At 59.2% G+C, this 25,489-nt stretch carries 20 protein-coding genes; 8 read left to right on the top strand and 12 right to left on the bottom strand.

The features are described 5' to 3' along the window. Positions 1-117: 117 nt before the first annotated feature. Both FFH90_RS08085 and FFH90_RS08080 read left to right on the top strand, forming a co-directional pair. Positions 118-909: a dienelactone hydrolase family protein gene (locus FFH90_RS08085; protein ID WP_138866967.1), complete on the top strand. Its 792-nt coding sequence runs from the start codon at positions 118-120 to the stop codon at positions 907-909. A 149-nt stretch (positions 910-1,058) separates the two neighbouring features. Then, on the top strand, positions 1,059-1,784 hold the full coding sequence (locus tag FFH90_RS08080) for a 4'-phosphopantetheinyl transferase (RefSeq protein ID WP_218573882.1): 726 nt from the start codon (positions 1,059-1,061) through the stop codon (positions 1,782-1,784). A 23-nt stretch (positions 1,785-1,807) separates the two neighbouring features. Here FFH90_RS08080 and FFH90_RS08075 read toward each other — a convergent pair whose 3' ends face one another. Together FFH90_RS08075 and FFH90_RS08070 are read right to left on the bottom strand one after the other, a co-directional pair. Beyond that, the gene (locus tag FFH90_RS08075; RefSeq protein WP_138866965.1) at positions 1,808-3,418 is read right to left on the bottom strand and encodes an ATP-binding protein; all 1,611 of its coding nucleotides are present in this window, start codon (positions 3,416-3,418) and stop codon (positions 1,808-1,810) included. Continuing rightward, the gene (locus FFH90_RS08070) at positions 3,415-4,128 is read right to left on the bottom strand and encodes a response regulator (RefSeq protein ID WP_086944557.1); all 714 of its coding nucleotides are present in this window, start codon (positions 4,126-4,128) and stop codon (positions 3,415-3,417) included. The genes FFH90_RS08075 and FFH90_RS08070 overlap by 4 nt, the downstream gene beginning before the upstream one ends. A 738-nt stretch (positions 4,129-4,866) precedes the next feature. Here FFH90_RS08070 and FFH90_RS08065 point away from each other — a divergent pair. Next, the gene (locus tag FFH90_RS08065; protein WP_018926318.1) at positions 4,867-7,761 is read left to right on the top strand and encodes a ribonucleoside-diphosphate reductase subunit alpha; all 2,895 of its coding nucleotides are present in this window, start codon (positions 4,867-4,869) and stop codon (positions 7,759-7,761) included. A gap of 226 nt (positions 7,762-7,987) precedes the next feature. Here the strand turns inward: FFH90_RS08065 and flgE are convergent, their stop codons facing one another. The 6 genes from flgE to FFH90_RS08030 all read right to left on the bottom strand — a co-directional run bounded on the left by flgE (position 7,988) and on the right by FFH90_RS08030 (position 12,999). Next, on the bottom strand, positions 7,988-9,301 hold the full coding sequence (flgE, locus tag FFH90_RS08055) for a flagellar hook protein FlgE (protein ID WP_064616487.1): 1,314 nt from the start codon (positions 9,299-9,301) through the stop codon (positions 7,988-7,990). A 31-nt stretch (positions 9,302-9,332) separates the two neighbouring features. Next, the gene (gene flgD / locus FFH90_RS08050) at positions 9,333-10,055 is read right to left on the bottom strand and encodes a flagellar hook assembly protein FlgD (RefSeq protein ID WP_064616485.1); all 723 of its coding nucleotides are present in this window, start codon (positions 10,053-10,055) and stop codon (positions 9,333-9,335) included. Between the two features lie 16 nt (positions 10,056-10,071). Next, a complete protein-coding gene (gene flgC / locus FFH90_RS08045; RefSeq protein WP_007937507.1) occupies positions 10,072-10,515 on the bottom strand; it encodes a flagellar basal body rod protein FlgC in 444 nt (147 codons plus the stop codon). Between the two features lie 3 nt (positions 10,516-10,518). After that, positions 10,519-10,926, bottom strand: coding sequence for a flagellar basal body rod protein FlgB (flgB, locus tag FFH90_RS08040; RefSeq protein WP_007937506.1), 408 nt, complete (start codon positions 10,924-10,926; stop codon positions 10,519-10,521). Positions 10,927-11,192: 266 nt separating this feature from the next. Further along, positions 11,193-12,020 (bottom strand): protein-glutamate O-methyltransferase CheR, encoded by an 828-nt coding sequence (gene cheR, locus FFH90_RS08035; RefSeq protein ID WP_026286437.1) that lies wholly within the window; start codon positions 12,018-12,020, stop codon positions 11,193-11,195. Positions 12,021-12,066: 46 nt separating this feature from the next. Next, complete coding sequence (locus FFH90_RS08030; protein WP_007937503.1) at positions 12,067-12,999, bottom strand: chemotaxis protein CheV; 933 nt, start codon at positions 12,997-12,999, stop codon at positions 12,067-12,069. A gap of 81 nt (positions 13,000-13,080) precedes the next feature. Between FFH90_RS08030 and flgA the strand changes: the two genes are divergently transcribed. The 4 genes from flgA (at position 13,081) to FFH90_RS08010 (ending at position 15,687) form a co-directional block, all read left to right on the top strand. Beyond that, a complete protein-coding gene (gene flgA / locus FFH90_RS08025) occupies positions 13,081-13,842 on the top strand; it encodes a flagellar basal body P-ring formation chaperone FlgA (protein WP_138867662.1) in 762 nt (253 codons plus the stop codon). Between the two features lie 167 nt (positions 13,843-14,009). Beyond that, the gene (gene flgM, locus FFH90_RS08020) at positions 14,010-14,336 is read left to right on the top strand and encodes a flagellar biosynthesis anti-sigma factor FlgM (RefSeq protein ID WP_018926323.1); all 327 of its coding nucleotides are present in this window, start codon (positions 14,010-14,012) and stop codon (positions 14,334-14,336) included. 48 nt (positions 14,337-14,384) lie between these two features. Further along, complete coding sequence (locus tag FFH90_RS08015; protein ID WP_018926324.1) at positions 14,385-14,852, top strand: flagella synthesis protein FlgN; 468 nt, start codon at positions 14,385-14,387, stop codon at positions 14,850-14,852. 88 nt (positions 14,853-14,940) lie between these two features. Then, entirely contained in the window at positions 14,941-15,687 is a 747-nt protein-coding gene (locus tag FFH90_RS08010; protein WP_138866964.1) for a flagellar brake protein, read from the top strand. Between the two features lie 63 nt (positions 15,688-15,750). On the opposite strand, the gene FFH90_RS08005 is transcribed toward FFH90_RS08010, so the two are convergent. From FFH90_RS08005 to FFH90_RS07990, 4 genes are all read right to left on the bottom strand, one after another. Then, positions 15,751-17,133, bottom strand: coding sequence for an MFS transporter (locus FFH90_RS08005; protein ID WP_138866963.1), 1,383 nt, complete (start codon positions 17,131-17,133; stop codon positions 15,751-15,753). A gap of 70 nt (positions 17,134-17,203) precedes the next feature. Further along, positions 17,204-18,445 carry a glutamine synthetase family protein gene (locus FFH90_RS08000; RefSeq protein WP_178114262.1) on the bottom strand — a complete coding sequence of 414 codons (1,242 nt, stop codon included), beginning with the start codon at positions 18,443-18,445 and terminating at the stop codon, positions 17,204-17,206. Positions 18,446-18,666: 221 nt separating this feature from the next. Beyond that, complete coding sequence (locus FFH90_RS07995) at positions 18,667-19,359, bottom strand: sensor histidine kinase KdpD (RefSeq protein ID WP_138866961.1); 693 nt, start codon at positions 19,357-19,359, stop codon at positions 18,667-18,669. After that, on the bottom strand, positions 19,356-20,960 hold the full coding sequence (locus tag FFH90_RS07990) for a tetratricopeptide repeat-containing response regulator (protein WP_138866960.1): 1,605 nt from the start codon (positions 20,958-20,960) through the stop codon (positions 19,356-19,358). The genes FFH90_RS07995 and FFH90_RS07990 overlap by 4 nt, the downstream gene beginning before the upstream one ends. A 380-nt stretch (positions 20,961-21,340) precedes the next feature. Here FFH90_RS07990 and FFH90_RS07985 point away from each other — a divergent pair, with 380 nt between their 5' ends. After that, entirely contained in the window at positions 21,341-25,489 is a 4,149-nt protein-coding gene (locus FFH90_RS07985) for a CheR family methyltransferase (protein ID WP_138866959.1), read from the top strand.

The following is a 25,489-nucleotide window of genomic DNA, read 5'->3' as shown; positions in this document are numbered from 1 at the left end:
TTGGGTACGGGGCAAGGTTACTGACCTCACCCTGTACAGCCCCTGAACGCACTCTGAACCTGAGCTGAATCAAATCGGCTACGCTTTCTTGACGTTTGTTTATAAGGAGATTCAGCCATGCGTGTGTTGCTCGCCCTTGTATTACTGGCCGTGAGCGGGGTCAGCCAGGCCGCCATCAAGACCCAGCAAATTCCCTATCAGAGTGCCGATGGCACCAAGCTGATTGGCTATTACGCCTACGACGACGCCATTAAAGGTCCGCGTCCGGGTGTGGTGGTGGTGCATGAATGGTGGGGGCTCAACGACTACGCCAAGCGTCGCGCCCGCGATCTGGCGGGTCTGGGCTACAGCGCGCTGGCGATCGACATGTATGGCGACGGCAAGAACACCGAACACCCCAAGGACGCCATGGCGTTCATGCAAGCCGCGACGAAGGACAGCGCAGCAGCCAGCGCGCGGTTTCAGGCCGGGCTCGATTTGCTGAAGAAACAGCCACAGACCGATCCGGCCAAACTGGCGGCCATCGGCTATTGCTTCGGTGGCGCAGTGGTGCTGAATGCCGCTCGTCAGGGCTTGCCGCTGGCGGGCGTGGTGAGTTTCCACGGTGCACTGGCGACCAATACGCCGGCGGTGCCTGGCAGTGTGAAAGCGAAAATCCTGGTGGAGCATGGCGCGCAGGACAGCATGGTCACAGCGGATAATGTGGCGGCGTTCAAGGCGGAAATGGACAAGGCCGGTGCCGACTATAAATTTGTCAGCCTCGAAGGCGCCAAGCATGGCTTCAGCAACCCTGATGCGGATCGTCTGAGCCACGGCGATCATGGCGGGCCGGACATTGGTTACAACAAGGCCGCCGATGAGAAATCGTGGGCGGATATGCAGGCGTTTTTCAAGAAGATCTTTGGTTAAGACGCTCGACCGAGTAACGGCCTTCGCGGGCAAGCCTCGCTCCTACAAGTACGATGCAATCCCGTAGGAGCGAGGCTTGCCCGCGAAGAACGATAACTTGGTCCAACTGACACTACCCTCACACGTGGCAACCCGGCAAAATGCCCGTCATGAATCCCGTCCCCGCCCTACCCGCCTGCTGCACCCCGCTCGACGCCCATTGGCCGCTGCCGTTTGTGCTGCCCGATACGGTCCTGCTGGGCACTCACTTCGATACCAAGCAATTGGCCAGCGATGATTTCCAGCGCAGCGCCATCGAGCCGCCCGCGAGCATCCAGCGTTCGGTGGCCAAGCGTCAGGCCGAGTTTCTTGCCGGGCGGATTTGCGCTCGGGCCGCGTTGCAACAGCTGGAAGGGCTGAGCTTCATTCCGGCCATTGGTGAAGACCGCGCACCGGTGTGGCCAGCGCATATCACCGGTTCGATCACCCACAGCACCGGCCGGGCCGCGGCGATTGTCGCGAACAAGGCCCATTGGCGCGGTTTGGGGATGGACCTGGAAAACCTGCTCGACGCAGAACGGGCCGAACGCCTGGCCGGAGAGATTCTCACCGGGCCTGAGTTGCGGCGCATGGCCGCCGGGGCTCGCGATCAGTTGGCGATGGTGGTGACGCTGACGTTTTCGGTGAAGGAAAGCCTGTTCAAGGCGCTCTACCCGATCGTCCAAAAGCGCTTCTATTTCGAACACGCCGAAGTGCTGGAGTGGAGCGAGGGCGGTGAAGTGCGGTTGCGGTTGCTGACCGACCTGTCCAGTAAGTGGCGCAGCGGCACCGAACTGGACGCGCAGTTTGCGGTGATGGATGGGCAGTTGTTGAGTCTGGTCAGTATCAAGGCCTGAAGCCCCCTGTCACGTGCCCAACCTCAACGCCGCTCTTGATTCCTCGGCCAGCTCAAACTGAAACACGCCCCGCCCAGGCTTTTGCTCTTGCTGATCAGCGCTCGCCCGTCGTGCCAATGGATGATCCGCCGCACAATCGACAACCCCAGCCCATGCCCACCCGAGGCGCGGGTACGGCTGTCGTCGAGGCGCAGGAACGGGGTGAAGATTTTCTCCCACGCGGTTTCCGGCACGCCCGGCCCGTCATCCTCGACATCCACCCGACAGCGCTGCTGCCCCACCTGATAGCTGACAGTCACCCGTGAACGGGCATGGCGCATGGCGTTGCTCACCAGGTTCTGCAACGCCCGGTGCAAGTAGCGCGGCTCGGCTTCAACCCAGGCGCCGTCGCAATCGGCGGCGGACAGGCACAAGCCGCGCTGCACCGTGACCTCGGCGCGCAGAGGTGCCAGTTCCTCGATCACCTGATTGACCAATGCATCCAGATCGATCCGCTGGAAATTCAGCGCCGGCGAGCCCTGCTCCAGCCGCGCATAAGTGAGCATCTCATCGACCAGCCGATCGAGGTCCTCGATGTCGTGGTCCATGCCCTCGCGGTATTTCTCCAGCGCCTCAGGCGTGGTGGCCGAGCCGATCATCTCCAGGCCAAAACGCAGGCGCGCCACTGGTGTGCGCAATTCGTGGGACACGGCACGCACCAGTTCTCGCTGAATCGCCAACAATTGCTGCAAGTGCTCGGCCATGCCGTTGAACGCCGAGGCCAGCCGCCCCACCGAGTCGGCGCCACGGGCCGGTACGCGGGTTTCCAGGCTGCCCTTGGCAATGCGTGTAGCGGCGGCTTCGAGACCGCGCAAACGGCGCTCCAGTTGCCGCACCAACAGATAGACAATCAAACCGATCAGGCTCAGGCCAAGGGCCGCGATCAGCACCAGCCACTCGGGCGGGTAAGGATTCATCTGATACAACGGACCGATTTCCAGCACCCACGGCGTACCAACCATGCCGGCAAACACCCGGATCGAATCGCCGCCCTTGCCCAACGCCATCACTGTGTCGCCTTCAGACACGCGGCGGCTCTGGTCTTCGTCCATGTCGGCCTCATCAACCGTCACCAGCCGCAGATCGAAGCCGAAACCCTTATCTTCCTTTAACTGCTCCAGACGCTTGGGCTGCTCGGCCACCGGGTAGCGCACCAGTTCATCGGCCAGCAGGTAGATGGTCGCCCGCGCCAGTTGCTCGCTGATCTGCTGGACTTCACCGGTGAGCACCAACTGCTCCTTTTCGCTGACCAGGCGATAAACCTTCGCCGCATGCGGACCGGTCTGCTCCACCAGGGCCTGGCCGTGCAACACGCGGGTGCGCTGGGTCAGGTCGAGGTCGGTCTGGGGGAACGTCTTCAGCGCCAGCGGAATCCCGAGCAAGCGCTCCCACAACAGCAACGCCCGATGGCGCTCGGTTTCGTTCATCGGTTGCAGGTTATCGGCCATCAGCGAGAAGGTGCCGTGGGCCAGGCGCTCGCGGTACTGCTCGCTGCGTACCTGATTAAGCAAGTGCAAGGCCAGCACACCGAGCACGGCCACCAGAATCAGCGCCGCGCACATGCCGCCATAAATACGCAGGAAGATCGAGTTCACAGGGTGCAGGCTTCCGGCACGAACAAATAGCCTTTGCTGCGGACGGTCTTGATCAGCCGCGGATGGTCCGGGTCATCGCCGATCTTGGGGCGGATGCGCGAGATGCGCACGTCGATGGAGCGGTCCTGGCCGTCATAACCGATACCGCGCAGCGCGGTGAATATTTCTTCGCGGGACAGAATACGCCCGGCATTGGCCACCAGCAGCCAGAGCAGATCGAACTCGGCGCTGGTCAATTCGATGCCTTTGTCATGCAGCCAGGCTTCGCGCAATGCGTTGTCCACCACCAATGGGCCGAACTGCAGGCGCCGTTGTTTTTCCTGGGGCACTTCAGGGGTTTCACTGCGCCGCAGCAGAGCCTGGATGCGCGCCAGCAATAAACGCGGACGCACCGGTTTGCAGACGTAGTCGTCGGCGCCCAGGTCCAGGCCAAGAATCTGATCGGTGTCATCGGTGCGCGCGGTGAGCATGAGGATCGGCCCGTCATAGCGGTCGCGAATCTTGCGGCAAATGCTCAAGCCATCTTCGCCGGGGAGCATCAGGTCGAGAATCACCAGGTCCGGTTTCTCCTTGATGATGCGTGCTGCGGCCAGGGCGCCATTACCCTCGATCGATACTCGCAGGCCATTGGCTTCCAGGTAATCGCGGGTCAGTTCGGCCAGACGCTGGTCGTCCTCGACAATCAATACCTGCCAGGCTTCTTGCTCCACGATGACCTCTGCTTGCCAACACCATCAATAAGGAAGGATCCACCCGTCTTTTTGTAATGATTGGGGAGGATAAGAATGCATCTGCATGGGCCGATTGTATAAACGCCACACGTCTGGAACACAAGCCGGTAAATGCGTTCGGACACAACGGTTTTTTGTGATAGGGTTCGCGCCCTTAAAAATCCGGATGACTGTTTTCTGTCGCTGAAAATCAGTGAACAATGGTCGGCTCCAGCTAGGTCGCGGCCTACACGCCCGTTCCCTCTTTCACACACAAATTACGCACAGGTTTATCCACAGGTAGTACGTTGCAACACCCTCCAAAACGCATTATCTTGTACCTCGGCGCAAAAAAAACCCTACATGTAGGGTTTTATGCCAAAAACCAAACACAAACCGGACACCGATTTCAAGCGCTTTTATTGCCTCTTTCCGGTTGAACCAAACGTATTTTCGAAAGACCAAACCGCGTGTGCGGATGGCTACTGTTTTTAAGCCCGAAACGGCGATAACGGTACGGGTGTTGCAGTCATTTACTGCCACTCAAAACGGAATTCGGTTTCAGGCCCAAGGCGTGACACCAAAGACTTCGGCATGGAAGCGGCGCCCAATAGCCCCCTTCCTGATCTGTCCCGAAGTTGGTATGCCCGGCCCTCGCCGGTTGTAGTGCTTCAGGACAGAACGGTGGGCACCGTGATGGTGCCCAAACAAACATAGAGAATGTGGAGACAACCCCCCATGCAAACCGACACAACTCGCGAGAACCCGCAAGGCACCTTGCCGCAGGCCGCCGATTCGAATTCGGATCTGTCCGCCACCGCGCCTGGCCAACTGCGCGTGATCAAGCGTAACGGCACTGTCGTCCCTTACACCGATGACAAGATCACCGTCGCCATCACCAAAGCGTTTCTCGCAGTTGAGGGCGGCACCGCTGCCGCTTCGTCGCGAATCCACGACACCGTTGCCCGCCTGACCGAACAAGTCACCGCGACTTTCAAGCGTCGCATGCCTTCGGGCGGCACCATCCACATTGAAGAAATCCAGGACCAGGTCGAACTGGCCCTGATGCGTGCCGGCGAACAGAAAGTCGCCCGCGACTATGTGATCTACCGTGACTCCCGCGCCAAAGAACGCGCAGCGCACTCCCCTGCCGAAGAAGCCGTCAACGCTCACCCATCGATCCGCATCACCCGCGCCGATGGCAGCCTCGCACCGCTGGACATGGGTCGCCTGAACACCATCGTCACCGAAGCGTGCGAAGGCCTGGAAGAAGTCGACGGCGAGCTGATCCAGCGCGAAACCCTGAAAAACCTGTACGACGGCGTGGCCCTGACCGACGTCAACACCGCCCTGGTGATGACCGCCCGTACGCTGGTCGAGCGTGAGCCGAACTACTCGTTCGTGACCGCCCGCCTGCTGATGGACACCCTGCGTGCCGAAGGCCTGGGCTTCCTCGGTGTCGCCGACAGCGCGACCCACCACGAAATGGTCGACCTGTATGCCAAGGCACTGCCTGCGTACATCGCCAAAGGTATCGAATTCGAATTGCTGAACCCGGTTCTGGCGTCCTTCGACCTGGAAAAACTCGGCAAGGCGATCAACCACGAGCGCGATCAGCAGTTCACGTACCTGGGCCTGCAAACCCTGTACGACCGTTACTTCATCCACAAGGACGGTATCCGCTTCGAACTGCCACAGATTTTCTTCATGCGCGTGGCCATGGGCCTGGCGATCGAAGAGAAGCAGAAAGAAGACCGTGCGATCGAGTTCTACAACCTGTTGTCGTCCTTCGACTACATGTCCTCGACCCCGACCCTGTTCAACGCCGGTACCCTGCGTCCACAGCTGTCGAGCTGCTACCTGACCACCGTGCCGGATGACCTGTCGGGCATCTACCACGCGATCCACGACAACGCCATGTTGTCGAAATTCGCAGGCGGCCTGGGCAACGACTGGACCCCGGTTCGGGCGCTGGGTTCGTACATCAAGGGCACCAACGGCAAATCCCAGGGCGTCGTGCCGTTCCTGAAAGTGGTGAACGACACCGCCGTCGCCGTTAACCAGGGTGGCAAGCGCAAAGGCGCTGTCTGTGCCTACCTGGAAACCTGGCACATGGACATCGAAGAGTTCATCGAACTGCGCAAGAACACCGGTGATGACCGTCGTCGTACCCACGACATGAACACCGCCAACTGGATCCCTGACCTGTTCATGAAGCGTGTCTTCGATGACGGCAAGTGGACCCTGTTCTCGCCGTCCGAAGTACCGGACCTGCACGACCTGACCGGCAAGGCCTTCGAAGAGCGTTACGAGTACTACGAAGCCCTGACCGAGTACCCGGGCAAGGTCAAGCTGTTCAAGACCATCCAGGCCAAAGACCTGTGGCGCAAAATGCTGTCCATGCTGTTTGAAACCGGCCACCCATGGCTGACCTTCAAAGACCCGTGCAACCTGCGCAGCCCGCAGCAGCACGTGGGCGTGGTTCACAGCTCGAACCTGTGCACCGAGATCACCTTGAACACCAACAAGGATGAGATCGCCGTTTGCAACCTGGGCTCGATCAACCTGCCGAACCACATCGTCGACGGCAAGCTGGACACCGCCAAGCTGCAACGCACCGTGAACACCGCCGTGCGCATGCTCGATAACGTGATCGACATCAACTACTACTCGGTGCCGCAAGCGAAGAACTCCAACTTCAAGCACCGTCCGGTCGGTCTGGGCATCATGGGCTTCCAGGACGCTCTGTACCTGCAGCACATCCCTTACGGTTCCGACGCTGCCGTCGAATTCGCCGACAAGTCGATGGAAGCGGTCAGCTACTACGCGATCCAGGCTTCCTGCGACCTGGCTGACGAGCGTGGCGCCTACGAGACGTTCCAGGGTTCGCTGTGGTCCAAAGGCATCCTGCCGCTGGATTCGCAACAGATCCTGATCGAGCAGCGTGGCCAGAAGTACATCGACGTTGACCTGAACGAAACCCTGGACTGGGCACCGGTTCGCGCCCGTGTGCAGAAAGGCATTCGTAACTCCAACATCATGGCCATCGCACCGACCGCAACCATCGCCAACATCACCGGCGTGTCGCAGTCGATCGAACCGACCTACCAGAACCTCTATGTGAAATCGAACCTGTCGGGCGAATTCACCGTGATCAACCCGTACCTGGTTCGCGACCTGAAGGCTCGCGGCCTGTGGGACTCGGTCATGATCAACGACCTGAAGTACTACGACGGTTCGGTGCAGCAGATCGAGCGCATCCCGCAAGAACTCAAAGAGCTCTACGCGACTGCCTTCGAAGTGGACACCAAGTGGATCGTCGACGCCGCCAGCCGTCGTCAGAAGTGGATCGACCAGGCTCAGTCGCTGAACCTGTACATCGCCGGCGCTTCGGGCAAAAAACTGGACGTGACCTACCGCATGGCCTGGTACCGTGGTCTGAAAACCACTTACTACCTCCGTGCCCTGGCCGCGACCAGCACCGAGAAGTCGACCATCAACACCGGTAAGCTGAACGCTGTTTCCAGCGGTGGCAACCACGGTGACGACTCGGTCCTGGCAGCCCCAGCCGGTCCAGCTCCAGTGCCGAAGGCTTGCGCCATCGACGAGCCGGATTGCGAAGCTTGCCAATAAGCTGAGCCGGTAGGCGCTCCAGGGCGCTTACCTGAAACCCCCGATGAGCCTCTGGCTGGTCGGGGGTTTTCTTTTGCCTCTGCCTTGTAGGAGCGAGGCTTGCCCGCGAAGAACGATGACGCGTAATACCTGAAAAACCGCAGTGCATTCTTCGCGGGCAAGCCTCGCTCCTACAGAATGAAAAAACCCCTCTTGCGAGGGGTTTCTTATGCAGCACTATCAAGCATCAGGTCATCTGAATGATGGTCTGCATGATGGTGCTCTGGGTGGAGATGGTCTTGGCGTTCGCCTGGTAGTTGCTCTGCGCCTTGATCAAATCAACCAGTTCGTTGGTCAGGTTGACGTTGGACTCTTCCAGCGAGTTGGACACGACCGAACCCAGGGTACCGGTTTTCGGCGCATCGACACCGGCCACACCGGAGGCGAAGGTTTCTTTCCAGCGCGTACCGCCAATTGGCTGCAAGCCTTGCTCGTTGGCGAAGCTCGCCACAGCCACCTGGCCGATGGCCTTGGTTTGCTGGTTGCTGAAGTTGGCGGTCATGACGCCGCTGGCGTCGATGGTCAGGCTGGAGATCTGGCCGGTGGCGTAGCCGTCCTGGTATTGGGCGGTACGGGCGGTTGGCGAGTTGTAAGAAGTGGTCAGCGCCATGTTGAACGCGATACCGCCAGTGGCAGCGACGGAACCGTTCGGCCCCCAGGTCACAGGAATCGTTGCGGCGTTGGTAATGGCACCTGGCACCCAACCGGTCATGGTCAACGTGTTGCCAGTCTGGGTCCAGCCGGCACCCGCCGTCAGCGTGTTAATGCTGCCGTCGGAGTTGAAAGTGATGTCAGCGGTGATAGGCACTGGAGGCGTGGTTGCAGGGTTGGCCGGGGAGCGACCGTCCATGTAGGTATAGACACGCCAGGCATTGGTACCCGTCTTCACGTAGTACTGATCCATGGTGTGCTCGTTACCCTGGCTGTCGTAAACCTTGGTGGAGATGGTCTTGTTATAGCTGTTGGTATCGGTCGGGCTGAACGGGGCCACGGTCGGCGTGGTTTCCGCCGAGTTCAGGTTCATCGTCTGATCAACCTTGGTAGTCGGATTCGGCTTCAGGCTCGAGGTATCGATCTTCAAGTCAGTCAACACACCGTTGATGATCTTGCCATTGGAATCGACGCCATACCCCTGTAAGCGGTTGCCGTTGTTATCGACCACAAAGTTTTGAGCGTCGGTCTTGAACGCACCGGCACGGGTGTAGCTCAGGGAACCGTTGTCGCTGAGGATGAAGAAGCCGTTGCCCTGAATGCCCATGTCCAGCACGTTGCCGGTGTTGTTCACATCACCCTGGCTGAACTGCTGGGAAACGTTGGCCAGGCGCACGCCGTTACCGATGGTCTTGCTGCCGGTACCCAGGCGAGTGGCCGAGTACACGTCTTCGAATTCTGCACGGGACGATTTGAAACCGGTGGTCGCGACGTTGGCGATGTTGTTGCCGGTCACGTCCAGTTGTTTGTTGGCTGCATAGAGACCGCTAAGGCCGATATTGAAAGACATATTCCACTCCTTTGTGCCGTGTTAGTCGGCTCTATAGACCAATGGTCTGCACTTTGGACAGGGCAACGCTGCCCTGGCCTGCCAGGTTCAGCATCAGCTCACCGCCGGTCTGGCTGATGGTCACGCTGTTGACGGTTGCCGGCAGGTAAGTAACCAGTGAGGTCGCTTTGCCGTCGTAGGTTGCGCTGGCAGAGAAGGAGTACGTGCCGGCCGCGGCGACTGCTCCGGCATCGTTTTTGCCGTCCCAGATGAAACTGGCGTTGCCAGCGCTCTGGCTGCCCATGTCGATGGTGCGGATGGTCTTGCCTTCGGCGTCACTGATTTTGAGCGTAACCGGGTTCGCCGACGCCGGCAGCACAACCGTACCGTTGAGGTTCTTGGAGGTGTCGACCACGGCTTTGCCGGTCTGCGCGATGACCGAACGGCCCACCAGCGAAGAAGCCTGCAGGGCTTGCGACGAGTTGTAGTTGCTGGCAATGCCGCTGACGGTGTCGTTCAGCGTGGTGATGCCTTCCAGACTACTGAACTGCGCCAACTGGGCTACGAACGCGCTGTTGTCCTGAGGATCGAGCGGGTTCTGGTTTTTCAGCTGGGTGACCAGCAGTTGCAGGAACGCATCCTTGCCCAATGCCTTGCTGCCGGTGGCACTGCTGGTCGCCGCGGAAAGACCATCACTGGTGGTCGTGGTCTTGACCGAAGAGTTGGCCAGGACATCCTTGAGGCTTACGCCGCTGGTGGTATCGGTAACACTCATCGAAAGTCGCCCCTTATCACTGACCGAGGGTCAGGACCTTCTGCATCATGGTTTTGGCGGTGTTCATCATTTCAGCGTTGGTCTGGAACGAACGGCTTGCGGAAATCATGTCGGCCATTTCTTCGACGACGTTGACGTTCGGGTAGTAGACGTAGCCCTTGGCATCGGCGGCCGGATGATTCGGCTCGTAGCGCGCTTCAAGGTTGCTCTGGTCTTCGACCACACCCAGCACTTGCACGCCTTGACCGGCCGCGTCCTGGTTCTGGAACAGCGAATCGCTGCCGCCGCTCTGGCCGCCCTGGAACATGGTGGCGAACACCGGGTGACGGGCGCGGTAGGTCTGGTCGATGCTCGACGAAACGGTCTCGGCGTTGGCGATGTTACTGGCAACGGTGTTCAAGCGAGTGGTCTGGGCACTCATGCCGCTACCGGCAATGTTGAAAACACTGGACAGGGACATGAATTACTCTCCGCGCAGGGCTGACACCAGCCCTTTGAATTTACTGTTGAGCAGGGTGAAGCTGGCCTGGAAGTTGACCGCGTTTTCCGCGTAGTTCGACTGTTCCAGTTGGGCATCCACGGTGTTCTGGTCGATCGACGGTTGCATCGGCGTGCGATACATCAGCGACTCGTCGCCATTGCCCAGGCCTTCAGCTTCGATGTGACGGCTGTTGGTCATGCTCAAGGCGAATTTGCCGTTTTTGGTTTTCTCGTTCTGCTCGGCGAGCACTTTCGAGAAGTCCAGATCCCGAGCCTTGTAGTTCGGGGTGTCGGCGTTGGCGATGTTGTTGGCCAGGACTTCAGCACGCTGAGCGCGGAAGCCCAGGGCTTGTTCGTGGATACCGAGCGCTTTATCGAAGCTGATGCTCATGTCGGGAAACCTTCGGGTGACCTGATTTTTCGTAACGTGAACATAGCAAGCGGCGTGCCAATTCAAAAAAGCCCGTAAACCGGGGCTTTGCGAGCAGTAACGAGGTGGCAATGCCAGAAAAGCGGCAACCGATTTCCGCCGCCTGCCGCTTTTCTGCCGCTTCTCACCATCCAAAGAACGCTACTTGCCCCTGTGGGAGCGTGGTGTCACAGGCATAAAAAAAACGGGAGCCCTAATGGACTCCCGTTTTTTATGCCGTCATCGAATCACTTCGCCTGGTAAATGATCCCCGGGCTGCACTGGACCATCTGGTAATGGTCCGGCAAACCGTTCAGCGCTTCGGACGCGCCAAGGAACAGATAACCGCCCGGCTTGAGCGTGCTGTGAATGCGCAACAGGATGTCTTTCTTCACCTCGGCGGAGAAGTAGATCAGCACGTTGCGGCAGAACACGATGTCAAACTTGCCCAGACTCGCGTAGCTGTCCAGCAAGTTGAACGAGCGAAACTCCACCCGACTCTTGATTGGTGCCTTGATGGCCCAGCGCCCCGGCCCCTTGGGGTCGAAGTAACGCTGAAGGCGCTCGGGCGACAGGCCGCGACCGATGGCCAGGCTGTCGTACTCGCCGGTCTTGCAGTTGGTCAGCATGCTGCCGGACAGGTCGGTGGCAACGATCTGCACGCCCATCTTCAACTGGCCCATGTTGACCCGTTCGAACTCATCGATGGACATCGACAGCGAATACGGTTCCTGACCCGACGAACACGCCGCCGACCAGATCCGCAGGCGCTGACCGGGGCTGGCCTTGATCGCTTCAGGCAATACCTTGTTCTTCAAGACTTCAAACGGATAGGTGTCACGAAACCACAGGGTTTCGTTGGTCGTCATGGCATCCACCACCATCTCGCGCAAACCGCTGCGCGGCTGGGTCTGGATGCGCTGAACCAGCTCACCCAACGATTTGATGCCCTGCTGTTCCATCAGTTTGTTGAGACGGCTCGAGACCAGATATTGCTTGTTTTCACCGAGCAAAATGCCACAGGCTTTTTCCAGGAATACCCGGAACTGTTCGAAATCCAAATTACCCGTAGACAAAGATACCGCCTCTTAAATCGTGTTGACCGCCAGGGGCAGAAGGCCTCTAGCTGTTATCTGCTGCTTTGATCCGGTCGACTACCCGGGATGCCAGGTCATCAGGACGGAACTTGGCCAGGAAGTCATCGGCACCGACCTTCTTGACCATCGCCTGATTGAACACTCCCGACAACGAAGTATGCAGGATGATATGGAGCTTTTGCATGCGCGGATCGGCGCGGATCTCGGCCGTCAGGGTGTACCCGTCCATCTCCGGCATCTCGATGTCGGAGATCATCATCAGGAACTCTTCTTCCGGCTTCTTCCCCTCGTCAACCAGCTTGCGCAGGTAATCCAGCGCTTGCCGGCCGTCGTTCAACGCCACCACTTCGACACCGATCGTTTGCAGGCAACGGGTCACCTGCTTGCGTGCCACCGACGAGTCGTCGACCGTCAATACGCGCAAAGAGAGCGCCTTGTGCTGGGTCTCAACATCGACCACGCCCACCGAAATCGCTTCCGGCGTCGGCGCCACTTCCGCCAGCACCTTCTCGACGTCGATGATTTCGACTAACTGGTTGTCGACCCGAGTCACAGCCGTCAGGTAGTGATCGCGCCCCGTGCCCTTGGGTGGCGGATGAATCTCCTCCCAGTTCATGTTGACGATGCGCTCCACCGACCGAACCAGGAAACCCTGGGTCTTGGTGTTGTACTCCGTGATGATCACGAAGGGATTGCTCTGGTCCAGCAACCGACCGGCACCGGTCGCCATCGCCAGATCCAGAATCGGAATGGTTGCCCCCCGAATATTCGCCACACCGCACACGACAGGACTGGACTTGGGCATCAGGGTCAGCTTGGGGCATTGCAGCACCTCGCGAACCTTGAACACGTTGATCCCATACAGCTGCTGGCCGTCGAGACGGAACAACAACAGCTCAAGGCGATTCTGCCCTACCAGTTGCGTGCGCTGGTTCACCGAATCCATTACACCAGCCATGCCCAGACTCCTACACCAACGCTAAGTGTGTTGCGACGCACATTCATCACGAAACGGCACGGCGCTTGCTTTTTAACTCTTATGAACACAGAACCGACATTTTTCCGACACCTGAAATCAACCTGCCGCAGATTACTCTGCGCGATGTCGGCTGCTTGCCTGTTCAACGCTGGCAGCCCTGCCCTTGCTGATACGGTTACCTTGCCTGACATGCTTATCGGCGTCACCCAAGGCTTTCTTGAATTCACCGTAGAGGACTATCTGGCCACCAGTCAAACGCAAGGTCGCTACGAAATCCAGGTCAACCAGCTCGATCCGCGCCTGCGCATGCCTATGTGCGACAAGGAATTGACAGCCACCCTCGAGAGCCCGGCAAGGCCTCTGGGACGGGTCACGGTCAAGGTTCGCTGCGAGGGCGCCTCGCCCTGGACGGTCTTCGTGCCCGCTCAAGTGAAGCTGTTTCGCGACATTGTGACGACCACTCGTCCGCTCAAGCGCACAGGGATTATCGAACCTCAGGACGTAACCCTGCGCGAGCGTGATATCAGCCTGATAAATCAGGGGTTTCTGACTTCCGTCGATCAGGCGATCGGGCAAAAACTTACCCGACCAATGGTCGCCGATCAGATCATTACGCTGGTGCATCTCGAACAGGCGGAAGTGGTTCGCAAGGGCGACCAAGTGGTGATTACCGCCCGCAGTGGTACGCTCAGTGTGCGCATGCCGGGTGAAGCGCTATCCAACGGCGGCCTGAGCGAACAGATTCGCGTGAAGAACCTTAACTCCCAGCGGGTCATCAAGGCGCAAGTCACAGCGCCCGGCCAGGTGGAAGTGGCCATGTAAGGGCTCTGTGTTTGTGAAGTGATGGCGCACCGCCTGGCGGTTGCCTAAACTGTGCCGCATGCAGGGCATGCGCTGGCGCATGCAAGCTCATTGATAAATGGGCCTAAAGTTTTTCGGGGAATCGCCGAAAACATGGCAAGCGTCCAAATATCCAGAGGTTTATTGTCATGGTCATCGATTTCAGTCGTTTAAACAGCTCCTCGTCACTTACGGGCAGTACGCGTACCAGCACCGCCAAGGAAACCGCCGAAGCCGGCCAATCCACGCCGCTGAATACCCCGGCCGAACAGGCCAGTACCACCAAAAGCGGGGAATCGGTACACCTCAGCAATGAGGCTCAACAGTTGCAGAAGGTCACTGACAAGCTGCGCGATCAGCCTGCCGTCGACAACGCCCGCGTGGCCGAGTTGAAAGCAGCGATTGCCGATGGCAGCTATAAAGTCGACAGCAACCGTGTAGCCAGCAAACTGCTCAACTTCGAAGCCCAGCGCTAGGCCACGGCCCGCGCCAGGCTTTTGGACGCTTAAAACCCAAGGCCAGCCATGCACGACACTCATTTACTGCAACTGATCATCGACGACTTTGCCCCGGCGCAACAACTGCTGGAGCTACTGCAAACCGAGTCCCTCGCCTTGCACGGTCGCGACATGCCACTGCTCGAAGAAATTCTGGCGCATAAACAGGCATTGATCATTCTGCTCGAACAGCATGGCCGCAAGCGCAGTGAAATCCTCGCCAGCCTCAACCTGCCAACCAACCGCCAGGGCCTGGAGCAACTCGCCAGCCAGTCGAGCATTGGCGAACGGTTGCTGGGACAGAGCGACGTGCTGACCGACCTCCTGGCCCAGTGCCAGGCCGCCAATGCCAACAATGGCCAGTCGATTCTGGTGCAGCAGGCCGCCACGGCCAACCAGCTGAAAATCCTCACCGGCGGCGAGCCGCCAGCGCTCTACGATGCCCGCGGATCAACCTCCAAGCTCGCCAAGCCACGCCCGCTCAGTCAGGCTTAAGCCTTTCAATGAGCACGCCCTATCAAGACGCGAAACATGCTGGCAGAATGCCGGCCAGTAGTCATATTTGTCTGGAGATTGATACCTCGTGTCCAATGCCTTAAGCGCGGAAGATGCTCCGCAGCCACCCAAGGTGCTCACCACGCCCCTGGAAATCTCCGGCAACCTGCGTCAGCTGCAAGACAGCCATGACCCGCTGATCATCACGTTCCACGAGCGCAGCCAGCGCTTCCAGAGTTATCTGGTGGACGTCGACCGTGACAGCAAGATGATCGCCCTGGACGAAATGATCCCGCGCGACGGCGAACGCTTTCTGCTGGCCGGCGAACCGTTCAAGGTCGAAGGCTTCCACGACGGCGTGCGCATCGCCTGGGAAAGCAATGGCCCGCTGACCATCGACGAGTCTGGCGATGGCCGCTGCTACCGGGGCACGCTGCCCGATGAGGTGGTTTACCACCAGCGCCGCAATGCTTTCCGCGCTGCATTGAAGCTGGCACAACTGGTCAATGTCGAGCTGGGTGGTGAGAAACTCAAGTCGCCCCTCGCCGGCAAACTGTTGGACATCTCCGCCACCGGCTGCAAGTTGCGCTTCGAAGGCGACATTACCGCCAAGCTGCAATTGGGCCAGGTCTACGACCGCTTCATCGCCGCCCTGCCCTTTGGCAGCATGACGGCACCGGTGGAGCTGCGTTACCTGCACTTTGAAGAAAAGATCAACACTACCTTCGCCGGCGTGCGTTTTCACAACATGAGCGGCCTGGTGCAACGGCAAGTCGAGCGGTTCGTCTATCAGCTGCAACGTGAAGCGCGGCGCTTCGATAAAGACGATTTCTGATACGCCCCGCCAATAAAAAACGGGCAGTCCCTTACGGTGACTGCCCGTTTTTTTATGCCTTGATCACGGCCGCGCTTCGGTAAAACTTTGCTCGCGACCTGCGTCCGGGTCTTCTGAATCCGAAACTGGTTCAGGTTCTGGTTCGGGCCCGGCATCCGGATTGACATCAGCCTCCGGGTTGACCGGGTTCTGCATCTGATCCTGCACCACCTGCTCATCGACACGCGGGTCAAGGCAAGCCACCAGTGGCGAACTCGTCATGCTGTCCGGCATGGCCACGTGATGCAGTGGAGCATCGTCCACCTGATGCAGATTGGTGACTGCTTTCGGGCGGATTCGCCACACCAGCACCAATGCAAAAAAACTGAAAAAGGCATAAAGCATCTGGCTGCCGAACAACTTCATCAATACCCCTGCCACCAACGGTCCGACACTCGCGCCGACACCGTAAGTCACCAGCAGCATCGCCGTCAGCGACACCCGGCGATCACCCTCGACGTGGTCGTTGGAGAACGCCACCGCCAGCGGGTACAGACAGAATTGCACCAACGAACAGAGGAACCCGGCGATGAACAGCACCTCCAGTTGCACCTGCGGCATGATCGCCAGCGGCAACGCGGCCAGTGCCAGGCTAAACGCAAAACTTCGGATCAATACCGCCCGGTCATAACGATCCGATAGCCATCCCAACGGCCACTGCACCACCAGGCCTGCAAAAATGCAGCTGCCCATGAACAGACCGACCTGCTCGGTGGACAATCCTTGCTGGGAGGCATACAGCGGCGCCAGGCCGTAGAACGAACCGACGATCAATCCCGCCCCCAACACCGTGCTCAGTGACTGCGGCACGCGTTTGATGAAGAAGCGCGGTTCCATCGGCGCCGGGTGCAATGGCGCCGGGTGAATCCGCCGGGTCAGGGCCACCGGCACCAGACACAGGGCAAAACACAGTGCGACCAGCATCAGCAGTTCCAGGCCCAGGCCCGGGTGCATGACCAGAATCAGCTGCCCCAACACCAGCCCCAGGTACGAAGCGATCATGTAGCCGCTGAACACCACGCCACGCTGCTTGGCTTCTGCCTGCTCATTGAGCCAGCTTTCGATCACCATGTACTGGCACATCATGCCCAGGCCAACGATCACCCGCAGGAACAGCCACGCGGGCAGCCAGTCCACCAGGCCATGGCCCAGCACCGCCGCACCGACAATCCCGGCGCAGGCTGAATAAGCTCGAATATGCCCGACCCGGGCAATCAGCCGATGGCCGATCTTGCCGCCCAGCACCAGGCCGAAATAGTTGGCCGCCATCAATGCGCCGACCCACAGGCTGTCGACCTTATCGGCCGCCAGGCGCAGGGCAAGGTAAGTACTCAACAGGCCCGAGCCGATCAACATCATCAGCGAGGCGAAATAAAGTCCTCGAAAGGATTTCAGGATTTGGCGCATTGGCGTTCCGAGCGGCTCCTTGCAGTGAGTATCGGGCTATCGACAACGATAGCCCGATGGCGACAGGTCGTCAGGCCTGGGCTGCTAGAACACGCCGTTCCCAGGGAGTAATTTCATCGAGGAAGCTGGTCAACTCCAGGGTCTTCGAAGCGATGTAGCCTTCGATGAACTCCTTGCCGAACAGTTCCTTCGCCAATTGGCTACGTTCCAGACGTTCAAGAGCGGCATGCAAGGTACACGGCAACGCAAGATTATCCGGCACCACGAATTCGCCCCGTGCCGCTTCGCTCGGTTCCAGTTTGTTTTCGATGCCATACAGCCCCGACGCCAGGCTCGCGGCGATCGCCAGATACGGGTTGGCGTCAGCCCCCGGCAGGCGGTTTTCGACCCGACGAGCGACCGGTGAACTGGCCGGAATGCGCAGGCCGGCCGCGCGGTTATCATGGGACCAGCAGGCATTATTGGGCGATGCAAAAGGATGACACAGGCGCTGATAAGAGTTCACGTTCGGCGCAAACAGCGCAGTGAAATCCGCCAGGCCGGCCTGTTGGCCACCGATGAAATGACGGAAGGTCGCGGTCGGCTCGCCGGCCTTGTCGCTGAACACGTTACGCCCGCTGTCGATCTCGACGACGCTCTGGTGAATATGCATCGAACTGCCCGGCGTGTGAGCCAACGGCTTGGCCATGCAGACCACGGTCAGGCCATGCTTGAGCGCCACTTCCTTGAGCAGATGCTTGAACAGCAAGGTCTGGTCGGCCAACAGCAGCGGATCGCCATGCAGCAGGTTGATCTCGAACTGGCTGACGCCCATCTCGTGCATGAAGGTATCGCGCGGCAAGCCCAGCGCCGCCATGCCTGCGTAGACTTCAGTGAAGAACGGCCGCAAGCCGTTATTGGAGCTGATGCTGAATGCCGAATGACCGTCCTCGCGACGACCGTCCAGGCCCACTGGAGGCTGGAAGGGTTGCGTCGGGTCAGGGTTGGGTGCGAACACAAAGAATTCCAGCTCGGTCGCCACGACCGGCGCCAGACCGAGGGCGGCGTAGCGAGCGATCACCGCCTTGAGTTGGCCGCGAGTCGACAGGTGCGAGCTCTCGCCAGTCAGTTCTTGTGCATCGCATATGGCCAGTGCCCGAGGGTGCGAACTCCAGGGCAAGCGGTGGATCTGCCCCGGATCAGGCACCAGCGCCAGATCGCCATCATCGCTGCCGTAAAAGTGCGCGGGCGGATAGCCGCCCATGATGCATTGCAGCAGCACTCCCCGCGCCATCTGCAAACGCCGCCCCTCAAGAAATCCTTCAGCGGTCATTACTTTGCCGCGTGGCACGCCGTTCAGGTCCGGCGTGACACATTCAATCTCATCAATGCCCGTCAATCGCTGCGCGAGTGAGCGATGGCCATCGGTTGTCATGACGCAATCCTTGTTGTTGTACGAGCCGCGAACGGCGACCCGTACAAAATAGGCTCCGGCTGTTCGGAATATCAAGCAGCGTCAAACAAAAAGGCGCAATCCTGTGAGGAACGTGTCGTTCAGGGGAGATAGAGGCTGAACACGCCGCCACCCAATGGCCCGCCATTACTGATTTCGGTACGTCCGCCCACACCATCACGCTGATGCAAGGCGGCAATCCGCCCGGCAAAGTACAAGCCCAGGCCGGTACTGCCGCTGCTGTGGTTGATGCCCTGCACATAGTCGGCCTGACGCTCGATCATCTCGGCCGGATAACCCTCGCCATCGTCATTGATGGTCAGCACCAATTGCCCGGCCTCATCGCTGACACTGATCAACAAGGCATGCCGGGCATAACGAATGGCGTTGTTGATGCAATTGGCGAGCACCGAGGCAATCAGCTCCCGATCGAAGAAACCCAGCGGGCTCAACGGGTCCACTTCATAGGTCGCGATAATGCCGCGGCTGGCGAACACTTCTTGATGAGCCGCCAGTTGCGCCTCGATGAAGTCATCGAGCTCATGGTAGGCCGGCTGCAATGGCATCTGGTTGACGCCCAGCTTGTACAGCCCCAGCAACCGCACCAGCATGCCATTGAGGTGGGCGAACTCGAAGTCGATGACGCCCTGCTCCGGGGTGTGCCGCTCAGGGTCGGGCAAACGCGCCAGCCATTGGCTGTGCGCCTGCATCAGCATGGCCAGAGAGTTCTTCATGTCGTGCACGGTGGAGGCAATCACCGTAGAGAAGTCGAGTGACGGTTCGCTGTCGATCATTCGCCGAACGCCTTGATTTTCAGTTTCTGGTAGCGCGGATAACGCGCATCGGTATCGGGCATCAGGCCGACCGTTTTCAGGCAGGCCCGGCACTCTTCCAGCTCGGCCGACGGCACGCTGGTGTCGGTGCCATGCAGCAGCGACTGCGCCATGTTCAGGGCAATACTGATGTTCTTCGGTTGCAGCGCCAGGGCTTTGCGGAACACATCCCGGGCTTCCACCAGATTGCCGGTCTTGTACACCCGCACGCCCTGACGGTTGAGGTCGGCGGCGGCGTTGCCCGAGTTGAGGATGGTCGGGTCGTCGGTCAGCTTGGCGATGCCCTTCATCACGGTCGGATCGTCGCCGTAGATTTCCGCACAGTTTTTCAACATCGAAGCACCGGCACTCGCCTGCCCCAGCATTTGCAACTGCTTGGCCACCAGCAGCGCCGCTTCGGCGCTCATGAACTGTTCCATGCCATCGAGGCGCATCATCGCTTGCTCGGTGAGCTTCTCGGCGGTCTCGGCATCGTTGAGCAGCAGGCTGGTGGCCTTCATCAGACGCGCACGAATCTGCAGGCCTGGGTCGGAAGGGTTCTCCTTCGCCACTGCACTCAGCGTCGTGTTGATTTCCAGGCGGGTCCGCGTGTCCAGGCCCTTTTCCGAGCCTTTGCTGATCAAGGCATGGGCCAGGCCGAGGTTGCTTTCCGCATCCTTGAAACGTGACTGCGCCCCTTGGTTCACGGCCTGGCGATAGGCTTTGGAGGCAGTGTCGAAATCTTCGTTGGCCATTGCCAACTTGCCCAGCAACGCTTGCCGGCGCACCGCCAGCGGCGACAGGCGAATTGCTTCTTCCAACACTTTCTGCGCCGCTTTGGTGTCACCTTCGGCGACCAGCACATCGGCCATGCCATCGTAGAGGGCCGGCATCATCGGGAAGACTTTCAAGGCTTTTTCGTAAATGCCCTTGGCCTGACTGACCTGCCCGCGCTTGAACAGCAATTGGCCCAATCCGGCAAACGCCCAGGGCAAAGGCCGATCTGCAATGATGCTGTCGTAAAGACGCTCCAGCGCTTCGTTCTGGTTCAAGTCGCGCAATGCATCGGCGCGGTAGCGCAGGCACAGCGGCGAATAACGAATGTCCTGTTTGCACAAGGCGATGCAGGCGTTGAGCACTTCAACCGGTTTGCCCCGGTCAAGCGCTTGCAGGATCGGCTTGAGCAAGGTCTTGCGCTGTTCCAGTCGCTCCAGGCGCTGGGCCAGGCCGGAGCGGTTGAACGGTTTGGTCAGGTAAGCGTCGGGCTCATGCTCCAGTGCGCTGAGCACCATGGCCTGGCTGGTTTCGGCGGTGACCATGACAAACACACTTTCGTGGCTGATCAGCTTCTCGATCATCAGGTCTTCGAGCACCTGCTGACCGTTTTTCTTGCCATCGCCCAGGTGGAAATCCTGCAGGATGAAGTCGTAGGACTTCTGCGAGCACATGCGCAGCGCCTGCTCACCGGTATCAGCGGTGTCGACGTCCTTGACGCCCAGCTCCCGCAGCATGGACCTGACGGAACTGCGGAAATCCGAGAAATCATCGACGATCAAAAAGCTTTTTTGGTGATACGACAGCATCGAAGATTTCCAGGCAATTTAAGGAAGAACAACCTAAAGGCAATGGCTGCGAGTTCAGCTTCGCGGCCTTTCAGGCGCGCAGATGATAGCGAGAGGCCATTGGCTATCAAGCAATTTCGCACAATCGCGTGATGAGCTTTACCGGCCGCCAGCGATGAAATCACAACGGCTTGTCGCGTTATCGGCCAGTAGTCGCGTTCCCTTGAAGCAGCGGGAGTGCAATCGTTCCTTTTACTGCCAAAAGATCATACGGCTGCGCATAGACGCGCTAAATATTTGAAGGTGTTATTGAAAAACGGGATTATCCTGATTTATTGAAATGCGCTAATTATTGTCCGCTTGAACCCAATACGCTCTAAATCGCCGGCAAAGGCCAGGAAATGACCACCACCCCCAAGCACTCGGCCACGGCTCCCGAGCGAAAGGCCCTGACCCTCAGTACCCTGGATTTTCCAGTGGTGGGCATCGGTGCGTCGGCTGGCGGGCTGCAAGCCATCAAATTGTTTTTCGAGAACATGCCTAACGACAACGGCATGGCGTTTGTGATCATTCTTCACCTGTCGCCCGACCACCAAAGCGTCGCAGACAAGATCATCCAGGAATCGACCCGGATGCCGGTTCTGCAGGTCACCGAAACCGTACCTATCGAGAAAAACCGGGTCTATGTCATCCCGCCGGCGCGGCGACTGGTGATGAATGGCAATAACCTTGAGGTAATTGAAAACGACCCACAACTGGGACGCCATGCTTCGATCGATCTGTTCTTCCGCGACCTGGCGCAAGTACACCGCGAGCGCGCCTTCTGCCTGGTGCTCTCGGGCAGCGGTTCCGACGGCGCAGTCGGCCTGTCGCGTATCAAGGAACAGGGCGGCATTACCCTGGCCCAGGTACCGGAGGACGCCGAGTTCGACGGTATGCCCCGGGCGGCCATCGAGACCGGCATGGTCGATCTGGTGTTGCCCGTAGTAGAAATGCCGCAAAAGCTGCTGGACCTGTGGCACAACTCCCGGGAAATCAGCTTGCCTGCCGCCAACGATCCGGAACTGCAATCCTTCGCCTCTGTAGCCGAACGTGATGCCGTGCTCGCCGAACAAATGCTGCACGACATCCTGATCCAGTTGCGTACCGGCACCGGTCATGACTTCAAGCACTATAAACGCGCAACGGTATTGCGGCGGATCGAACGCCGGATGCAGGTCACGGCCCAGCCCGACTTGGGAGCCTATTACCGCTACCTGCTAAGCAATCCCGAAGAAACCAAGGCGCTGCTGGGGGACATGCTGATCGGCGTGACCAACTTTTTCCGTGATCGCGAAGCCTTCGAAGCGCTGGAGCGGGATGTCATTCCGCAACTGGTCAGCGCCGCAGTTTCGGCGCAGCCTGAAAAGGAAGAAATCCGGGTCTGGTCGGCTGGCTGTTCCACCGGCGAAGAAGCCTATAGCCTGGCGATGCTGGTCAACGATCAGCTGCAACAGGAAGCCAGCAAGGCCTCACTGCAAGTTTTCGCCACCGACATCGACGAGCGCGCCATCAGCTTCGGCCGGGCCGGCCTGTACCCGCAAGCCATCGTCACGGATGTGCCGCCGACGCGGCTGCGGCATTACTTCATCAAGGAAGATGAGCACTATCGGATTCGCAAGGAAATCCGCGAGAAGGTGCTGTTCGCCAAACACAGCCTGCTGTCCGATCCACCCTTCTCGCAAATCGACCTGATCGTGTGCCGGAACCTGTTGATCTATCTGGATCGCGAAGTACAGCGCGAAATCCTGCAGATGTTCCACTTCGCCTTGCGCCCCGGCGGTTTTCTGTTCCTCGGTTCCTCCGAAAGTGCAGACGCTTGCCATGAGCTGTTCACGCCGGTGGACAAACGCAACCGGATCTTCCGCGCCAAGACTGGCACCGCCAATAGCCGACGCACGCCGACCGTGCCGCGCGGTGGTTATGTGCGCTCCAATATTTCCCATCAGGCACCGCAACACGCCGTGCAGCGCAAACTGTCCTTCGCCGACATCCACCAGCGCGCCCTCGAACGCGCGGCCCCGCCGAGCATGATCGTCGATGCCAACGCTGACATCCTGCACATGAGCGAAAGTGCCGGGCGTTTCCTTCGGCATGTGGGCGGTGAGTTGTCACGCAACCTGCTGACGCTGATCCTGTCGGAGCTGCGCCTGGAAATCCGCACCACGCTGTTCCAGGTCCAGCAGAGCGGCCTGGCCGTGAAATCCCGCGAGGTGCCGGTCAAGCGCGAAGAGCGGCATTACAAGGTCAGCCTCGAGGCGCAGCCTTACAAGGATGAAGAGGCGGACGGCGAGTTCATTCTGGTGATTTTCGAGGAAGTCGAAGTCGATCCTTCGCAAGCGACGGCCAAGACCCTGCTTCAAACCGAAAGCCAGGTGCTGTCCAATCTTGAGCGTGAACTGCAACGCACCAAACTGCACTTGCAGGACACCATTGAACAATCGGAAATTTCCAGTGAAGAACTGAAAGCTTCCAACGAAGAAATGCAGGCGATCAACGAAGAACTGCGCTCGGCCACCGAAGAGCTGGAAACCAGCAAGGAAGAGCTGCAATCGATCAATGAAGAGCTGCTGACGGTCAACTACGAGCTGAAAACCAAAGTCGAAGAAACCGACAAGATCAACGACTACCTGACCAACCTGATCGCCTCCACCGACATTGCCACGGTGTTTGTCGACCGTAGCATGCGGATCAAGTGGTTCACTCCGCGTGCCACCGATATTTTCAGCATGTTGCCGGTGGATACCGGCCGCTCCCTGCTCGACATCACCCATCGCCTGCACTACGCCGACCTGGCGAGTGACGCGGCATCGGTGTTCGAATCATTGAACATGATCGAACGTGAAGTCAGCAGCACCGACAAGCACTGGTACATCGCCCGCCTGCTGCCCTATCGCTCCAGCGAAGACCGTATCGACGGCACCGTGCTGACGTTCATTGACATCACCAAGCGCCGCGAGGCCGAAGAAGAGCTGCGCCTGGGCGAAGAACGCATGCGCCTGGTGGCCGAAAGCACCCGCGACTACGCGATCATCACCCTTGATGAACAAGGCGTGATCACCACCTGGAACAAAGGCGCCGAACTGATCTTCGGCTACAGCAAGGCTGAGGCCGAAGGCGCTTACTACGACTTCATTTTTTCCGCCGAAGACCGCGCCTCCGGCGTGCCTGAATCCGAACTGCTGGGGGCTCGCACCCATGGCCGTTCCGAAGATGAACGCTGGCACCTGCGCAAGGACGGCAGCCGCTTCTATTGCAGCGGCGAAGTGACCTTGCTCAGTGGTGACAACCTTCGCGGCTACGTGAAAATCGCCCGGGACCTGACCGGTCACAAACGCCAGCATGAGGAACAAAGCCAACAACTGGCCGAGACGCTGAACACCAATTACCTCAAGGATGAGTTCTTCGCGGTCATGTCCCACGAACTCAAGCATCCTCTGAACCTGATCCAGCTCAACGCCGAACTGTTGCGGCGCTTGCCGGTGACCAAGTCGGTGGCGCCGGCCGCCAAAGCCGTCAACACCATCTGCGATGCTGTCAGCAGCCAGGCGCGGATCATCGACGACCTGCTGGATGTCGCACGCGTGCGCACCGGCAAGCTCAAGCTCAAGCCTATCGCCGTGGATCTGGCCAGTGTGCTGCGCGATATTTACACCGTCGTCCTCAACGACCAGCACAGCACCACCGTCGAGCTGCATGTGCCTTCGGAGCCGTTGATGGTGCGCGCCGATCCGACGCGCCTGGAGCAGATCATCTGGAACCTGGTGAATAACGCACTGAAATTCACCCCGCCCGACGGCCGCGTGCAATTGATCGCCAGCCTGGCCGGAAACATGGCGCGGCTGGACGTCAAGGACAATGGCACCGGCATCGCGGCCGAGAACCTCGAACACGTATTCGACCTGTTTGGCCAGGCTGAAACACAGCACGCCAACCACCAGCGCGAAGGGCTGGGCATCGGTTTGTCACTGGTGCGCCAATTGACCGAGGCGCAACATGGCACGGTTGAAGTGAGTTCGCCGGGCGTTGGGGAAGGCTGTACCTTCACTGTCTATTTGCCCCTGGCCAGTAGTGAAGGCAAAACCCAAACCACAACACCAACCGACGAGGTATCAGGAAAACTGAGCGGCCTGACGATTCTGCTGGTCGACGACTCCGCCGAGGTACTGGAAACCCTGAAGATGCTGCTGGAAATGGAGGACGCCGAAGTCGTTGCCTTCGATCATCCGAAGGACGCTCTGGACGCGGCTGCAAACAGCCACTTCGACCTGATCATTTCGGACTTGGGCATGCCGGTCATGAACGGCCATGAACTGATGCAAGCATTACGTCAGTTGCCGCATGTCAAGGATGTGCCGGCCATTGCCCTGACTGGCTATGGCGCTATCAGCGATATTAAAAAGGCTCGTCAATCGGGCTTTGACCAGTACATTGGAAAACCGGTGTCCTACGATGACCTGATCGCGACCATCGAGACCCTGCGACAGCCCCGGGCATCAGGTTCTGAATAG

This window comes from Pseudomonas sp. ATCC 43928 (assembly GCF_005938665.2).
Classification (GTDB): Bacteria; Pseudomonadota; Gammaproteobacteria; order Pseudomonadales; family Pseudomonadaceae; genus Aquipseudomonas.
The sequence above is the reverse complement of the archived record's forward strand: the minus strand, read 5'-3'. Positions and strand labels throughout refer to the sequence as shown.

What these genes read in the sequence shown, in the direction of transcription:
- FFH90_RS08085 (WP_138866967.1), top strand. Translation starts at nt 118, where the DNA reads ATGCGTGTGTTGCTCGCCCTTGTATTACTGGCCGTGAGCGGGGTCAGC.
- FFH90_RS08080 (WP_218573882.1), top strand. Translation starts at nt 1,059, where the DNA reads ATGAATCCCGTCCCCGCCCTACCCGCCTGCTGCACCCCGCTCGACGCC.
- FFH90_RS08065 (WP_018926318.1), top strand. Translation starts at nt 4,867, where the DNA reads ATGCAAACCGACACAACTCGCGAGAACCCGCAAGGCACCTTGCCGCAG.
- flgE (WP_064616487.1), bottom strand. Translation starts at nt 9,301, where the DNA reads ATGTCTTTCAATATCGGCCTTAGCGGTCTCTATGCAGCCAACAAACAA.
- flgD (WP_064616485.1), bottom strand. Translation starts at nt 10,055, where the DNA reads ATGAGTGTTACCGATACCACCAGCGGCGTAAGCCTCAAGGATGTCCTG.
- flgC (WP_007937507.1), bottom strand. Translation starts at nt 10,515, where the DNA reads ATGTCCCTGTCCAGTGTTTTCAACATTGCCGGTAGCGGCATGAGTGCC.
- flgB (WP_007937506.1), bottom strand. Translation starts at nt 10,926, where the DNA reads ATGAGCATCAGCTTCGATAAAGCGCTCGGTATCCACGAACAAGCCCTG.
- FFH90_RS08030 (WP_007937503.1), bottom strand. Translation starts at nt 12,999, where the DNA reads ATGGCTGGTGTAATGGATTCGGTGAACCAGCGCACGCAACTGGTAGGG.
- flgA (WP_138867662.1), top strand. Translation starts at nt 13,081, where the DNA reads ATGAACACAGAACCGACATTTTTCCGACACCTGAAATCAACCTGCCGC.
- flgM (WP_018926323.1), top strand. Translation starts at nt 14,010, where the DNA reads ATGGTCATCGATTTCAGTCGTTTAAACAGCTCCTCGTCACTTACGGGC.
- FFH90_RS08015 (WP_018926324.1), top strand. Translation starts at nt 14,385, where the DNA reads ATGCACGACACTCATTTACTGCAACTGATCATCGACGACTTTGCCCCG.
- FFH90_RS08005 (WP_138866963.1), bottom strand. Translation starts at nt 17,133, where the DNA reads ATGCGCCAAATCCTGAAATCCTTTCGAGGACTTTATTTCGCCTCGCTG.
- FFH90_RS08000 (WP_178114262.1), bottom strand. Translation starts at nt 18,445, where the DNA reads ATGACCGCTGAAGGATTTCTTGAGGGGCGGCGTTTGCAGATGGCGCGG.
- FFH90_RS07995 (WP_138866961.1), bottom strand. Translation starts at nt 19,359, where the DNA reads ATGATCGACAGCGAACCGTCACTCGACTTCTCTACGGTGATTGCCTCC.
- FFH90_RS07990 (WP_138866960.1), bottom strand. Translation starts at nt 20,960, where the DNA reads ATGCTGTCGTATCACCAAAAAAGCTTTTTGATCGTCGATGATTTCTCG.
- FFH90_RS07985 (WP_138866959.1), top strand. Translation starts at nt 21,341, where the DNA reads ATGACCACCACCCCCAAGCACTCGGCCACGGCTCCCGAGCGAAAGGCC.